Annotated in this window: 13 protein-coding genes; 10 read left to right on the top strand and 3 right to left on the bottom strand. The window is 59.2% G+C overall.

The annotated features are described in order from the left end of the window. Positions 1-111 precede the first annotated feature (111 nt). Positions 112-1,068, top strand: a complete 957-nt coding sequence (locus CLV87_RS15470; RefSeq protein ID WP_099246796.1) for a GlxA family transcriptional regulator — start codon at positions 112-114, stop codon at positions 1,066-1,068. Between the two features lie 340 nt (positions 1,069-1,408). Next, complete coding sequence (locus CLV87_RS15465) at positions 1,409-1,732, top strand: hypothetical protein (RefSeq protein WP_099247852.1); 324 nt, start codon at positions 1,409-1,411, stop codon at positions 1,730-1,732. Positions 1,733-1,809: 77 nt separating this feature from the next. On the opposite strand, the gene CLV87_RS15460 is transcribed toward CLV87_RS15465, so the two are convergent. Beyond that, positions 1,810-2,220 carry a hypothetical protein gene (locus CLV87_RS15460; RefSeq protein WP_099246794.1) on the bottom strand — a complete coding sequence of 137 codons (411 nt, stop codon included), beginning with the start codon at positions 2,218-2,220 and terminating at the stop codon, positions 1,810-1,812. 98 nt (positions 2,221-2,318) lie between these two features. Then, the gene (locus tag CLV87_RS15455) at positions 2,319-3,335 is read right to left on the bottom strand and encodes an alkane 1-monooxygenase (protein WP_099247850.1); all 1,017 of its coding nucleotides are present in this window, start codon (positions 3,333-3,335) and stop codon (positions 2,319-2,321) included. Between the two features lie 179 nt (positions 3,336-3,514). Between CLV87_RS15455 and CLV87_RS15450 the strand changes: the two genes are divergently transcribed. Both CLV87_RS15450 and CLV87_RS15445 read left to right on the top strand, forming a co-directional pair. Beyond that, positions 3,515-5,200, top strand: a complete 1,686-nt coding sequence (locus CLV87_RS15450; RefSeq protein WP_099247848.1) for an NAD(P)H-dependent oxidoreductase subunit E — start codon at positions 3,515-3,517, stop codon at positions 5,198-5,200. Beyond that, positions 5,200-5,847, top strand: coding sequence for a lysoplasmalogenase (locus CLV87_RS15445; protein ID WP_099246792.1), 648 nt, complete (start codon positions 5,200-5,202; stop codon positions 5,845-5,847). Before CLV87_RS15450 ends, CLV87_RS15445 begins: the two co-directional genes overlap by 1 nt. Here CLV87_RS15445 and CLV87_RS15440 read toward each other — a convergent pair. After that, the gene (locus tag CLV87_RS15440; RefSeq protein WP_099247846.1) at positions 5,844-6,752 is read right to left on the bottom strand and encodes a lytic transglycosylase domain-containing protein; all 909 of its coding nucleotides are present in this window, start codon (positions 6,750-6,752) and stop codon (positions 5,844-5,846) included. The genes CLV87_RS15445 and CLV87_RS15440 overlap by 4 nt on opposite strands. Positions 6,753-6,855: 103 nt before the next feature. Between CLV87_RS15440 and ftsY the strand changes: the two genes are divergently transcribed. The 6 genes from ftsY (at position 6,856) to CLV87_RS15410 (ending at position 14,632) form a co-directional block, all read left to right on the top strand. After that, entirely contained in the window at positions 6,856-8,124 is a 1,269-nt protein-coding gene (gene ftsY, locus CLV87_RS15435; protein ID WP_099246790.1) for a signal recognition particle-docking protein FtsY, read from the top strand. Positions 8,125-8,203: 79 nt separating this feature from the next. Then, complete coding sequence (locus CLV87_RS15430) at positions 8,204-9,106, top strand: EamA family transporter (RefSeq protein ID WP_099246788.1); 903 nt, start codon at positions 8,204-8,206, stop codon at positions 9,104-9,106. A 33-nt stretch (positions 9,107-9,139) separates the two neighbouring features. Further along, positions 9,140-9,760: an inner membrane-spanning protein YciB gene (locus CLV87_RS15425; protein WP_099246786.1), complete on the top strand. Its 621-nt coding sequence runs from the start codon at positions 9,140-9,142 to the stop codon at positions 9,758-9,760. 216 nt (positions 9,761-9,976) lie between these two features. Continuing rightward, on the top strand, positions 9,977-11,104 hold the full coding sequence (locus CLV87_RS15420) for a type III PLP-dependent enzyme (RefSeq protein WP_099247844.1): 1,128 nt from the start codon (positions 9,977-9,979) through the stop codon (positions 11,102-11,104). A gap of 170 nt (positions 11,105-11,274) precedes the next feature. Next, positions 11,275-13,575, top strand: coding sequence for a xanthine dehydrogenase family protein molybdopterin-binding subunit (locus CLV87_RS15415; RefSeq protein ID WP_099246782.1), 2,301 nt, complete (start codon positions 11,275-11,277; stop codon positions 13,573-13,575). Further along, on the top strand, positions 13,550-14,632 hold the full coding sequence (locus CLV87_RS15410; RefSeq protein WP_099246780.1) for a DUF2235 domain-containing protein: 1,083 nt from the start codon (positions 13,550-13,552) through the stop codon (positions 14,630-14,632). Before CLV87_RS15415 ends, CLV87_RS15410 begins: the two co-directional genes overlap by 26 nt. Positions 14,633-14,661: the final 29 nt, after the last annotated feature.

Raw genomic sequence — 14,661 nt, 5'->3', positions numbered from 1 at the left:
ATTCTATTGCGTGATGACATTTAAAAGACATATTGTCTACAATTACCGACCCCGTATCGACCCCGGCAGGTCGGACCCGTTTCCAAGCCAGTGAGAAAGACCGCCACGAAGATGCAGACCGAGACCCAGCATTTCGTTTTCGCCCTTGTCGAAGAGTTCACCCATCTGGCGTTTTCCTGCGCGGTGGAACCGCTGCGCATTGCCAATCTGGTGGCGGAAAAACCGCTTTATTCCTGGGCGTTTGCCTCGGAAAATGGCGCGCGCGCGATGAGCTCGATGGGGGCGGTGACGCTGGTGGATCACAGCTTTGCAGCGCTGCCCGCCTGTGATCGGCTCTTTGTTCTGTCGGGCATCAATATGCAAAAGCGCGACCATAAGGGGCTGATTGCGGCGCTGCGCCGATTGGATCGCACCAGCCGGACGAGAATCGGGGCGCTATGTTCGGGGGCCTATGTGCTGGCCAAGGCGGGGTTTCTGGAGGATCGGCGCGCAGCGATCCACTGGGAATATCACGATACGATGTTCGAAGAATTCCCCGAGGTGAACACCCTGCGCAGCGTGTTTGTTGATGATGAGAAATATGTAACGGCCTCGGGGGGGACGGCGACGGCGGATCTGATGTTGCATGTGATTGAACAGGATCACGGGGCTGACCTGTCGCTCGCCGTGGCGGATCAGATGGTTTACAACGCCGTGCGTGAGGCGGGGTCGGATCAGAAACTGTCGCTGCAATCGCGCAATGGTATCCGCAACCCGCATCTGGCCCGCGCGATTGAGATCATGCGGGACAATCTGGCCGAGCCGGTTTCGCCCATTATGATTGCCGATGATTTGGGGATTTCGACACGGCAGGTTGAGCGGGTTTTTGGTAAATACCTCAATACCTCGCCCAAGAAATACTATATGGAATTACGATTGGAACGGGCGCGGCATCTGCTGGTGCAGACCGAGCTGTCGGTGATCGAGATCGCCATTGCCTGCGGCTTTTCCAGCCCCGGCCATTTCTCGCGCGTATATCGCACCCATTACGGGGTGAGCCCGGTGACGCAGCGGGGGAAGTTGGGTTAGGGTCAGGACCCATTAATTCACAACGCTCAGTTCGCCAGATTTTGTTCCAGACCAGGCATATGCCCGCCGGAATAGTGGTTCTATTTCAAGGGCATATAACGCAGGTTGGGACAAAATCCGGTGAACCCGAAGGGCATGGAGAAATACACGCTCTCAGTGGTTCGATTTTCTTGCCAAGGCAACCAGCCTTGTCTGCGAAAATCAAACCACTGATAACACGTATTTTTCCATGCTGAGCATTGTGAATTAATGGGTCCTGACCCTAATCGCTTGGTATTGGGCTTGTGCTATTCTGATTTAGAGGTATTCTAAGGTTGGAATGTATCAGGAGGGCTATGTGATGCCAGAACTGGTTCGGCTTTATATTCGTCAGGTGATCGTTGGCTTTGGCCTCTCGGCGCTGTTCGTTGCAGCGTTGCTATGGCTCAACGTTGCCAATCTCGGGGCGCTGATCCTCAACTCTGATATTGGCGTCGTCGCGGTGATCATGCTGTGGGTCTTCAACGGGATCGTGTTTGCCGGGGTGCAATTCGCCGTGGTGATCATGCGCATGGGCGATGACGGGCCAAGCGGTGGCAAACGCCAGCCGCGTATCACGGGGGAACGCGCCCGTGTCAAAGTTGCCGAAGAACGCAAACCTGAGGGGCTGCAGCGCCGCGGTTAACTTTGGCGAGGCGGTCGGTTGGGGCGACTGTTTAAGTCGCCCAGTGGCGTCAAATCAACGCATCCTGACCCTAGGCTTTAAACCCCGACATCCGGGCCGAGGCACAACATCGGCTCGTCATCCTGTTGCGCCTCATAGAGGACGGTGCTGGATGGGTCGTTCTCAAAAACCGCGCGCAAGCCTTTGCCTTCTTTGTAGAAAGACCAGCATTGCGGTTCTGGCGTGTCCTCGTAGACAAAGCAGATCTGGCTGGCTTCTTCGTACCAGAACCCATCCTTGCATTTGCCATCCAGAAAGGACCAGCGCACGCGGCGGTCGTCCAGGTATTCTTCGACACCGTAGGCCTGACCGGCCATGCCAAAGTAAAGCGTCTTGCCTTTGACATAGGCCTCGAATTCCGGGCCCGAGAGGGCTTCGGCGGCCAGGGCGGGTAGGGCGGTGGCGCTGATAAGGGCAGCAGACAGGGCGGAGGCGAGAATCTGTTTCATGAGGCATATGTGCCAGAAGCGGGGCGGCGCGCAAAGTCAGGCATACCGGAATGTGATCTTTGCGCGAGCTGCCGCGCATGGCGCGGTGTGGATTATGTTCAGGTGCGGGAGGACCGTGCCTGCCATTTCGCGGCGCGGTGGTCCATCAGCTTGCGCCAAACGGGGGGCACCAGCGCCAAAACCGCCATCACCGGCAGGGATTGCGGCAGGATCGGCATCTCGTCGCGGTTCAGTTCGAGCCCGGGATAGGGGCGGTTGGGATGGGCGTGGTGGTCGGAATGGCGCGGGGCGTTCAGCATCAGGCTGGATGAAAACCCGTGCGGGCTGTTCCAGCTGTGTTGCGGCCCGACTGGCTCCCATTTGCCCGGCGCAATCTCGGCCCGGCGCAGCCCGTAATGCTGGACGTAATCCGACAGCAAAAGCTGGATCTGCGCATAGCTGGCAAGGCCGAGCAGAGTCAGAACGCCCGCGAGCCCTCCGATAAGCCAAGCCAGCAGCAGCGACAGCGCCGCATAACCTGCGTAAAGGGCATAGGGATGCAGGCCCTTGCCTTTGCGGAACCGGGATTCGGCGCGAAACCCTTGCCGCAAGGCTCCGATCCAGGCGCGCCCGGCAAAGTGATAGAAATTCTGCCCCAGACGGGCGGAATTGGGGTCACGCTCGGTCGCGGCATGGATGTGATGCACGCGCACATGGGCCGAGGCGTGAAAGCCAAACAGGATCGAGCTGTAAACCGCCACGCCAAGACGATGCAGATGGCGCGAGGAGCGGTGGATCAGCTCATGGGCGTTGGAGTTGCTAACCTGACCCAGAAACAAGGAAAGCGCAAAGAAGATCAAAACCTTGTCGAGCGTTGCAAGCCCCGAAACCGCAATGGCCCAGACCCCGCCATAGAGCAGCGGGAAATGCACCAGACCCAAGATCAGCGACAGCCCGTCACCGGCGGGAAATTCCGCGTCGGGATGATCTGGGGTGGCCAGGGCCGTCAGCTTGTCCATGAAAAAGGTGAAGACTGTGATGTAGAGCAGCGCAACCGCGCTGAACACGCCGCCCACCCCCATGGCCAGGACCAGACAGAGCACCATGCCGAGGGTCACAGCGGTAAATCGCACCATCTTGGCCTCCTTTGCGGTCATGGGTTACGTACCTACGGAATACCCCTATCGGAACATCGCGTCACCTATCTGATCAAAACGCGTTTATTTCGCGGCGCAAGCCGGGGTGTTTCTGTCGCTTTTCACCTGCGGGCGCTGTGCAACTGGCGCTAGAGTGTGATCAAGAACAGGAGACACTGATGGCACTCGACGAGCGCAAAGGTATTTGGAAATCCGGTAAGGGCAAAGGGCGGCACACCCCGAAAGGGCGCCAGTTGGATGATTCCGCGCTGGCCGAGGTGCAGGCGCTGATCGGGGATCGCCCCTTGCGCCGTGATTTGCTGATCGAATTTCTGCATTTGATCCAGGATGAATATGGTCACCTGTCGGCGGCGCATCTGCGCGCGGTGGCAGAATTGCTGCGTGTAGGGCAGGCCGAGGTCTATGAGGTCGCGACCTTTTATGCCCATTTTGATGTGGTAAAAGAGGGCGACGTGCCTCCTCCTGCTTTGACCATCCGGGTCTGTGACAGCCTGTCTTGCGAATTGGCCGGGGCGGAACAGCTGCAAAAAGCACTGGAAGACGGGCTGGACCCGGCGGAGGTGCGCGTTGTGCGGGCCCCGTGTATGGGGCGTTGCGACACCGCGCCTGTGTTGGAGCTGGGGCACAATCATATCGACCACGCCACGCCCGAAAAGGTGCAGGCGGCTATAGCTGCGGGCGACACCCATGCGCATCTGCCCGATTACGAGACACTTGCCGCCTATCGCGACGCCGGTGGCTATGAGACGCTCATGAGCTTGCGAGAGAGCGGCGACTGGGAGGCGGTGCAGGAAAAGGTCAAAGAGGCAGGCCTGCGCGGTCTAGGCGGCGCGGGTTTCCCATCGGGCACCAAATGGGGCTTTGTGCGCGCCAATGAGGGCACCCGCTATCTGGCCGTGAATGGCGATGAGGGCGAGCCGGGCACGTTCAAGGACCGCTATTACCTTGAACGCACGCCGCATCTCTTCCTCGAAGGCATGCTGATCGCTGCCTGGGCGGTCGAGGCTGAAACCTGCTTTATCTATATGCGCGACGAATATCCGGCGGTGCTGGAGATTCTGCGCCGTGAGATTGCAGCCTTGGAAGAGGCGGGGATCGTCGCCAAAGGCTATATCGATCTGCGTCGCGGGGCCGGGGCCTATATCTGCGGCGAAGAAAGCGCGATGATCGAATCCATCGAGGGCAAGCGCGGTCTGCCCCGCCACCGCCCGCCATTCGTGGCGCAGGTGGGGGTCTTTGGCCGCCCGACCTTGGTTCACAATGTTGAAACGCTCTATTGGGTGGCCAAGATTTGCCGCGAAGGGCCGGAATGTCTGAATTCGGTGGAAAAGAACGGTCGCAAAGGCTTGCGCAGCTATTCCGTTTCCGGCCGGGTCAAAAATCCGGGTGTGCATCTGCTGCCTGCCGGATCGACGATCACCGATATTATCGAGGCCTGCGGCGGGATGCTTGATGGTCACGCCTTCAAAGCTTATCAGCCCGGTGGCCCATCCTCTGGCCTGCTGCCCGCCAGCCTGAGTGACGTGCCGCTCGACTTTGACACGCTTCAGCCGCATGGCACCTTTATCGGCTCGGCAGCGGTGGTCGTGTTGTCGGATCAGGACAGCGCCAAGGATGCTGCGTTGAACATGCTGCGTTTCTTTGAGGATGAAAGCTGTGGCCAATGCACGCCTTGCCGGGTCGGCTGTGAAAAGGCAGTCAAACTGATGCAGGCCGAAAGCTGGGATCAGGGCTTGCTCGAAGAGCTGTCCACTGCCATGGTAGATGCGTCCATTTGCGGCTTGGGGCAGGCAGCGCCGAACCCGATCCGCTTGACAATGAAGCATTTTCCAGACGAGGTCTGATGGCAGGGGTTGCCGCAAGTCCAGAAGTGATCAAGGCGTTGGCAGCAATTTCGGTTGCCAGCGCCTTTCTCTATCCATTGATCAAAAAGCTGTCCTGGCGTCGCAGTGTGGTGAAAACACTGGCGGTGGGGGCCTTGGCGCTATGGGCGGTTTTGCTGGGGCATTTCTGGTTGGCGGTTGCGCTGGCTTTGTCTGCCCTTGGTGATCTGGCTCTGTCGCGTGAGGGTGAGAAAGCCTTTCTCATCGGTATGATTGCCTTTGCCCTGGCCCATCTTGCTTACGTCTTTCTGTTTGTCTCCCAAGGCCTCGTGCCCTTTGGCGGATGGGAGACATTGGCGGTTCTGGTGATCCTGGGCATTGGGCTGTGGCTGGGGCCGCTTTACGCCGCCAATGCCGGGCTACTGGCGATTCCTGTCCTGGTCTATGTGGCGTTGATTGCGCTCATGGCGGTCACAGCGGTGATGCAGCAGGATTGGCCAGGGCGCTGGATAACCTTGGCCGGGGCGCTGATGTTCATGGCGTCAGATGCCATTCTTGGCCAAGAGCAATTCCTGAAACGCCATTGGCGGGGGCAGGGGATGGCGATTTGGGGGCTGTATTACGCGGCGCAGGTCGCTTTGTTCATTGGATTTACCCAAACGGCCTAACGATTTCTGTAAACCGCGCAGATACAGCCGCGCGCCTTGAGCCTCTTGCACAAATCCCAGGCCCCGTTGCGGCTGTCCCGCCCGAGACGCGCCATGAAATACCCGCCTTTCGGGCTGGCGCGGCTTTTCTGCCAGACCAGATCGGGTTTCTGCCCCTTGATCACCGCGCTACAGCGTTTCACCCGCTGGTTATACTGCGCAAGGGCGCGCTTTTTCGTCACGCCAAAAGCCATCTGGACCCCCCATTTTTTCAACTTGGGTTTTGGCGGCTCAATCGGCGGGTATTTCGACAATTTGCGTTTGCGTGCAAGTTCGTGACAGGCCTGTAGAAAGGGTTTGTCCTTTTGCAAGCGATAGTCATGGGTCTCGGGCGGATTATGCGCCCAGATCTCAGCCGGAAGGCCGGTGATGATCTTGACGTAATTCACGGTCTCTTTGGCCAGGCCACCCGTCCCCGCCATCAACCCATTTGCGCGGCGTTCCCCGCCATTATAGCCAATCGCCGCCAGCCCGTGATTGCCAAAGCGCTTGGTCATGTCTCCCAAATATTCTGCTGAATATTCAAGAGCCTGGGCCGGGTTATACGGGTCGCGCAGCCCGCGAAGCTTGGCCGTTGAGGGGATGAATTGCGCAATGCCGTGCGCATTGGCATGGCTCAGCGCATTGGGGTCAAAACGGCTTTCCTGCCAGATCAGCCGGGCAAAGAAACCGGGATCAAGCGCGCTATCCTTGGCAAAGGCTTCGATGGCCTGGCAGGTGTCATGCACAAAATGGCTGGGACGGATGCAATGCACATGGCCGAATGCCCCATCCGAACACATCGTTCCGGGTTCATCCGTATCGGCGCGTGCCCGGTCAGGCAGCGCGATGGCCAGCAGGAAAACAAGGAAAACAAAACGTAACATCATAAGATCACTAAAGAGAGTTTCGACCCTTGGGGTCAACTGAGACTTTTATTGCCTTTCAAGGCGTATTAGGTGGGGATGACAGATATGGAAAGGCAAGGCGATGTCCTTTTTCGGCAAGCTCAAGAACCGGTTGTTCAAATCTTCGTCCAAGCTGGATGAGGGGCTGGATGCGATTGTGCAGGATGGCGGCGAAGAGGCCGCCGCCGAGGTGGATGTGCAAGAGGCTGTCGCGGCGATTGAGGAAACGCGGGTTGAGGCTGCTGAGGTCGCGTCAGAACCTGCGCCAGAAGTCGCGCCCGAGCCGGAGGCTGTGCCAGAGCCCGCGAAAGAGCCGGTGACAGATCCCGCCCCTGCGCCAGTCGTCGCACCCGAACCTCAAGCTTCTGAGGCCGAAGAACCGGCAGAGGTCGAAGCTGAATTGGTGCGCTCCTCCGATCCTTTGGAGGATGTGGTGGCCGCATCCCCTGAAACTGAGAGCAAACCGGGCCTCTTGGGGCGCATCCTGGGACGCGGGGGCGAAGAAACCGAAACCCGCCGCGTGTTGGACGATGACATGCTCGAAAGCCTGGAAGAGCTGCTAATCCAGTCCGATATGGGTGTTGACACCGCGCTGCGGGTCTCGGCCAATATCGCCGAGGGCCGCATGGGCAAACGCCTGTCAGTCAGTGAAATCAAAGCCCTGCTGGCCGCCGAAGTCGCCCGGATCATGGAGCCTGTGGCCAAACCGCTGCCTTTATACCCAACCAAGCCGCAGGTTGTGCTGGTGGTTGGGGTCAATGGCTCTGGCAAGACCACGACCATCGGCAAACTGGCCTCGCAATTCCGCGCGGCGGGCAAAAAGGTGGTGATCGCGGCGGGCGACACCTTTCGCGCCGCAGCGGTGGAACAGCTTCAGGTCTGGGGGGATCGCGCCGGTGTGCCGGTTCTGACCGCGCCCGAAGGCTCGGACCCCGCCAGCCTGGCTTTTGATGCGCTGAGCAAAGCGCAGGAGGATGGGGCGGACCTGTTGATGATCGACACAGCAGGCCGATTGCAAAACCGTCAGGACCTGATGGAGGAGCTGGCCAAGATCGTCCGCGTGATCCGCAAGAAAGACCCCGAGGCACCGCATAATACCCTGCTCGTGCTGGATGCGACCACCGGGCAGAACGCAGTCACTCAGGTGGATGTGTTCCGCAAGATCTCGGACGTGTCGGGTCTGGTGATGACCAAACTCGACGGCACCGCCCGTGGCGGGGTGCTGGTGTCGCTGGCCGACAAATTTGGCCTACCGATCCACGCCATTGGTGTTGGCGAACAAATCGACGACCTCGCCCCGTTTGATCCCGAAGAATTTGCCGCTGCCCTGACAGGGTTGGAGCAATCCTGATCGTCTTCTCTGGGCCACAAATATCCCGGGGAGAGTCGCGGAACGCGACGGGGGGCTGGCCCCCTATTGAGGCCTTAAAATGAGCGAATGGCTGATTTCTTTGGAAGGCACCGAGGCCGGGCACCAAATGGCTCTGGCGCTGGCCTTGTTGGCGGCCTTTTTGCATGCCTGTTTCGGCGCGCTGCAAAAGGGGCGGTATGACCCGTTTCTGATGCGCGGGGCGATTGACGTCAATTACGGTCTCATCGCCTTGCCCTTTGCGCTATTTGTGGTGCCCTGGCCGGAACCGCATATGTGGCCGATCTTTGCCGGGGCGTTTGTCATTCACACGACTTATAAGCTCTTGCAAAGTCAGGCCTATTCCAAAGGGGCCTTTACGGTAGTCTATCCGGTGGTGCGCGGTATGGGGCCTCTCTTTACCGTGGTGGGGGCCTCGATCGTCTTTGGCGAAGTGTTCGGCATCGTTCAATGGCTGGGCGTTGGTATTCTTCTGGCCGGGATTTTTGGGCTGGCGGTCTATAACTACATGTTCCTTGAGACCGAGCGTGAAACGTTGCTTGCCGCTTTGGGGCTGGCGGTTCTGACCGGGCTGTTAGTGGCGCTTTACACCACCTATGACGCCTATGGCATTCGCGCCACGGCGGACCCGTTCACCTTTCTGGCCTGGTTCTTTTTCATCGACGGGATCGCCATGCCGCCGCTGGCGTTTCGGCGTTGGCTGCGCATGCCCGAGCGTCCGGATCTGCGCCCTTTGCTGATGCGCGGGTTCTGGGGGGCGATGATCGCGTTTTTCAGCTTTGGCTCGATCATGCTGGCGACACGGTTGGACAAGGTGGGCGAGGCAGCGGTCTTGCGCGAGACCTCGACCGTGTTTGCTGCCGTGATCGGCTGGGTCTTTCTGCGTGAAACCGTGGGGCCGCGCCGCATTGCGCTGATGAGTTTGATCGCTTTGGGGGCGGTGGTTGTTGAGCTTGGCGGCTAAAGCCCCTATCTGAGGATCAAAGGAGCGCCCCATATGAGTCAGAAATCCAATGCCACCCTCAAAGCTGTTCTGGAATACGGGCCGCTGGTGGCGTTTTTTGTCGCTTATCTCAAGCTCAAGGATGAGGTGTTTACCTTTGCGGGCACTGAGTATCAGGGCTTTATCGTGGTGACGGCCGGGTTTATCCCCCTGTTTCTGATCGCGACAGGCTTGCTGTGGAAACTGACCGGGCATCTGAGCCGCATGCAGGTGGTGACGGCGGTGCTGATCGTGGTGTTTGGCGGGCTCAGCGTCTGGTTCAATGATGAGCGGTTCTTCAAGATGAAACCGACGCTGATCTATCTGCTCTTTGGTGGCGCGCTGGGGCTCGGGCTGTTGCGCGGCCAATCCTATCTCAAAGTCGTCATGGAGGGGTTGATGCCCTTGCAACATGAGGGCTGGATGATGTTGACGCGCCGCGTCACCGGATTGTTTCTAGGGCTGGCCGTGCTGAACGAAGTGATTTGGCGGCTGATGGAGACCGAGACCTGGGTCTATTTCAAGACCTTTGGCCTGCCGGCGGCGATCTTTATCTTCTTCATGTTCCAGACCGGTATTTTCAAAAAATACGCGCTGGATGAAGAATCTGTTGCCTCAGAGCAAAAGCCGGAGTAATGCGCCGGATGTGACCGTTTTTGACGGGCACGCCCACCCGCCCACCCCGCACCCGCCAAAACCGGACTCATCCGGCGCGGTCGATCTTTGAAGAGATGGATCAGCCCATGGGACTATGTCTGCCTTTGCGCCTGATGACAGGCGTTGAGCCTGTCAGTGAACGCCTTTGGGGCGATTGCCGGGGCCGTGCCGGGATCTGCCAGAGGATCTGTGATCATGGGACAATATGAAACGCTTGCCGCCTCGCCGCAGCTTTGGTTGCAGGGCGAGCGTCCGGATGAACCTTTGTTCTTTTTCAGCCCCGATCAATTGCGGGCCACGGCGCAGGATTACCTGTCGGGCTTTCCGGGTGAGGTGACCTATGCGGTCAAGGCCAATCCCCATCCTGATGTGCTGGCGATTCTGGTCGATCAGGGGGTTGAAGCATTTGATGTGGCTTCGCCCGAGGAAATGATGCGGGTGCGTCAGGTCTTGCCCACGGCGCGGCTGCATTACCACAACCCGATCCGGTCACGCGATGAGATTGATCTGGCGCGGCTTTACGGCATCACCAGCTGGTCTGTGGATCGCATGAGCGAGCTGGACAAGCTGGGCGATATTGCCGGGGCTGAGATTGCCGTGCGGTTCAAGCTGCCAGTGCAGGGGGCGGCCTATGATTTTGGTTCCAAATTCGGTGCTGAACCAGCGGCAGCGATTGAGATGTTGCGCGCGGTCAAGGCGCGCGGCGGCGTCGCCTCAATCACTTTTCACCCGGGGACGCAGTGCCACCAGCCCGAGGCCTGGGTGCAATATATCCAAGTGGCAGCGGATATGGCCAAGGCGGCTGAGGTCGATCTTTATCGCTTGAATGTCGGTGGCGGGTTTCCGGCGCATCGCTGCGGGTTGCTGCCCGATCTGGGGCGGATCTTTGCGGCGATTGACCAGGCGGTGGACCGTGCCTTTGGCGCGGCGCGCCCAAAACTGGTGTGCGAGCCGGGCCGGGGCATGGTTGCCGAAAGCTTTACTCTGGCCCTGCGGGTGAAATCGGTCAGCGATGAGGCGGTTTTCCTGAATGACGGGATTTATGGCGGTCTTAGCGAATGGCGCGATTTGGGCACGGGCGAACGGGTTGAGCTGATGGCGGATCTGCGCCCGCAGCCGCCGCTGGGCTTTCGTGAACGTGTGGTTTTTGGCCCGACCTGCGACAGCGTTGATCGCCTGCCGACGCCGATGAAATTGCCCGATGGAATAGAAGAGGGGGATTACCTGCTGTTTCCCGGCATCGGGGCCTATTCCTATGCACAAACCACGCGCTTTAACGGTTACGGGGCCTGCAAGATCATCACTTTGAGCAGCCGTCCGTAATCGTTCTCTGGACAGTCGCGCCGTTCGCACTAAAGTCGCCATTGAGGGACACGCGAATAACCAGCATTCCATGTGGCGGCCTGAAATCTTGGATTTCGCCGCCCAATCCTATGTCGAATGTCTGGGTAAAACCGCGGTCGCGTTGAGCGAGCAAGAAGCGAGGGGCCATCATGGAACGTTTCGGAAAAAGCCAGCCTGTCAAACGGGTTGAGGATATGCGCCTGTTGAGCGGTCATGGGCGCTATGTGGATGATATTGCGCCTGAGGGTGCGCTGCATGCCTTTGTTTTTCGTGCGCCTGTGGCCCATGCGCAGATCCTGTCGCTGGATGTGGAAGAGGCACGCGCCGCTGAGGGCGTGCATGCGGTGATCACGGCGCAGGACTTGGCTGAGGCCGGGCTGGACACCGAGATGACTTATACCTCTGCGCCCAATCGCGACGGGTCAAAAGCCCCGCGCCCCAAACGCCCGATCTTGGCTGAAGACCGGGTGCGTTTCGTCGGCGAGGCGCTGGCAATGGTGGTGGCGGAGAGCCTGGAACAGGCCAAGGATGCTGCCGAGCTGATCCTGTTTGATTATGATGAATTGCCGGTGCATGTGGAGCCGCTGCCCGGTGGCCCCGCCGTGCATGAGGAATGCCCCGATAACCGTGCCTTTGACTATGGGCTGGGTGACGAAGAGGCGACGGCCAAGGCGCTGGAAAACGCGGCCAAGGTTGTTCGCCTTGAGGTCAGCGACAACCGGATCATCGTGAATTCGCTCGAGCCACGGGGGTGTTTTGCCGAAATCCAGGATGGGCGGTTGCACCTTGCCTTTGGCGGGCAAGGGGTCTGGGGCATGAAGGACGAATTGGCCCGGGTGCTGAAGCGAGACAAGGATAGCATCCGCGTGACCAATCCCGATGTGGGCGGCGGTTTTGGGATGAAGGCCTTTGCCTATCCGGAATATTTTGTCGCTGCCTTTGCCGCTGACAAGCTGCAACGCCCGGTGCGCTGGATGTCGGACCGCACCGAGGCGATGCTGACAGATAATGCAGGCCGCGATCTGGTCAGCATGGCCGAGCTTGGCTTTGATAAGAATAACCGCATCACCGCTTACCGGTTGCACTCGTTCTCTAATCTTGGCGCGTATAATTCGATGTTTGCCCAGATGATCCAGTCGCATCTATTTGCGCGGGTCTTTACCGGGGTTTACGATATTCCCACCGCCTATATGCGCTGCGAAGGGATCTATACCAATACCACGCAGGTGGATGCCTATCGCGGGGCCGGGCGACCCGAGGCGATTTACCTGCTGGAACGCATGATGGATCGCGCGTCGCGGGATTTGGGGGTTGATCCGCTGGAGCTTCGCCGCATCAATTTCATCAAGCCCGAGCAGTTTCCCTATGAAACCAAGGCGCAGGAAACCTATGATGTCGGGGATTTTGGCCGTGTGCTGGATCGCGCCGAGCAAGAGGCGGATCTGGCGGGATATGCCGCGCGGCGAGCCGCGTCTGAAGCGGCGGGCAAGCTGCGCGGGCAGGGCTTGTGTTACTATATCGAAAGCATTCTGGGCGCGCCCAATGAGGATGTGAAGGTCGAGTTCACTGATGAAGGCGGCGCAATCATCTATGTCGGAACTCAATCAAACGGGCAGGGGCATGAGACAGTTTTCATGCAGTTCCTGTCGGATCAGACCGGCATTCCGACCGAACACATCCAGGTTGTTCAGGGCGATTCCGATCGCATCGCTCAGGGGGGCGGGACGGGCGGCTCTCGGTCTGTGACGGTGCAGGCCAATGTGACCCTGAAGGCGGTTGATAACATGATCACCGGGTTCGGGGCGTTTCTGGCGGAACAGGCCGGGGCAGATGCCGCGGATGTGAGCTTTGATGACGAACGGTTCCGGGTTTCGGGCTCAAACGTCTCACCAACCATGCTGGAGGTCGCGCAACTGGCCCGCGAGGCAGGGCGCACCGATCTGTTGGTCTGGGAGGCCTCGGAAACCTTGCCCGGGCGCAGTTTCCCGAATGGGGCGCATATTTGCGAGGTTGAAATCGACCCCGAAACTGGTGAAACTTGTGTGGAAAAATATACGGTTGTTGACGATTTTGGTAACCTCATCAACCCTATGCTGGCCGAAGGGCAAGTGCATGGCGGCGTGGCCCAGGGGCTGGGGCAGGCCCTGAGTGAACGGGTGGTTCATGACGACGAGGGGCAACTGCTCACGGCGACGTTTATGGACTATGCGATGCCACGCGCCGATAATTTGCCCATGATCCGCTTTGCGACCGAGGCGGTGCCATCCACAACCAACCCGATGGGGATGAAAGGCTGTGGAGAGGCAGGCACTGTGGGTGCCATGGCAGCGGTTGCCAATGCGGTTCAGGATGCGCTTTGGGCGCGTGGGATCAAACAGGCGGATATGCCATTCACGCCGATGCGGGTCTGGCAGATGTTGAAGGATGCAGAACGACAAGGTGACGGATAGGTTTTTTGGGTGGATCCGACGGCGCTTTGCCTCGGACCATTCGGCGCTGACCCCAAGGCGGGGTCCGCGCGACCATGTCATCATCTTGGACGGTACCGCCTCGACGTTAAAACGCGGTCAGGAAACCAATGCCGGGCTGACCTTTCGCTTGCTTAAGGCGCATGGCCAGGCCTCGCTCTACTATGAGGCGGGGATACAATGGCGCGATTGGAAGAATACCCATGAGGTGGTGCTGGGGCGCGGCATCAACCGTCAGATCTGTCGCACCTATGGCTATCTCGCCTCGCGCTACAGGCCGGGGGACCGGATCTTTCTGTTGGGGTTTTCGCGCGGGGCCTATGCGGTGCGCTCATTGGCCGGGGTGCTGGATCAGGTCGGGTTGCTCAAGGCTGAACATGCGACCGAACGCAACATCCGCCAGATCTATCGCCTTTATCGCTACGCGCCAGACGGTGACACCGCGCGGGCCTTTGCCGGGCTTTATTGCCATGACAGCGCCCCGATTGAGGTGGTTGGCGTCTGGGATACGGTCAAAGCGCTGGGTTTGCGCCTGCCCTTGATCTGGCGGTTCATGGTGCAGAACCACGAATTCCACAATCACGAGCTGGGTGATTCGATTCGCCATGGCTTTCACGCCTTGGCCTATCACGAGACCCGACAGGCCTTTGCTCCGGTGCTTTGGGCCTGCCGGCCCGGGTTTGCCGGTCAAGTGGAACAGGTGTGGTTTCGGGGCACGCATGGCGATGTCGGCGGGATGATCGGATCGCGGGGAGATAGCCGCCCGCTTGCCAATATCCCCTTGGTTTGGATGATAGAAAAGCTGGAGAGCTGTGGGTTGGACCTGCCAGGTAACTGGCGAGAAGGGTTTCCATGCAATCCCAATGCCCCCTCGGTCGGGACATGGCAGGGCTTTGGCAAATTGTTCCTGCTGCGGCGCAGGCGGCGGGTTGGTCAGGACCCGTCTGAAAGCCTGCATGGCAGTCTGGAAAAGCGGCTTGATAAGGTTGGCGGAGTGGCGCGAAACGCAAAAGCAAGATTTTTTTTCACGAAAGGTTGATAGGGGTTGGAACTGTGACATTATCGCCT

Origin of the sequence: Pelagimonas phthalicica, assembly GCF_004364805.1 — a bacterium.
Classification (GTDB): Bacteria; Pseudomonadota; Alphaproteobacteria; order Rhodobacterales; family Rhodobacteraceae; genus Pelagimonas; species Pelagimonas phthalicica.
Note: the sequence above shows the minus strand (reverse complement) of the source record. Positions and strands in the feature narration are given on the sequence as shown.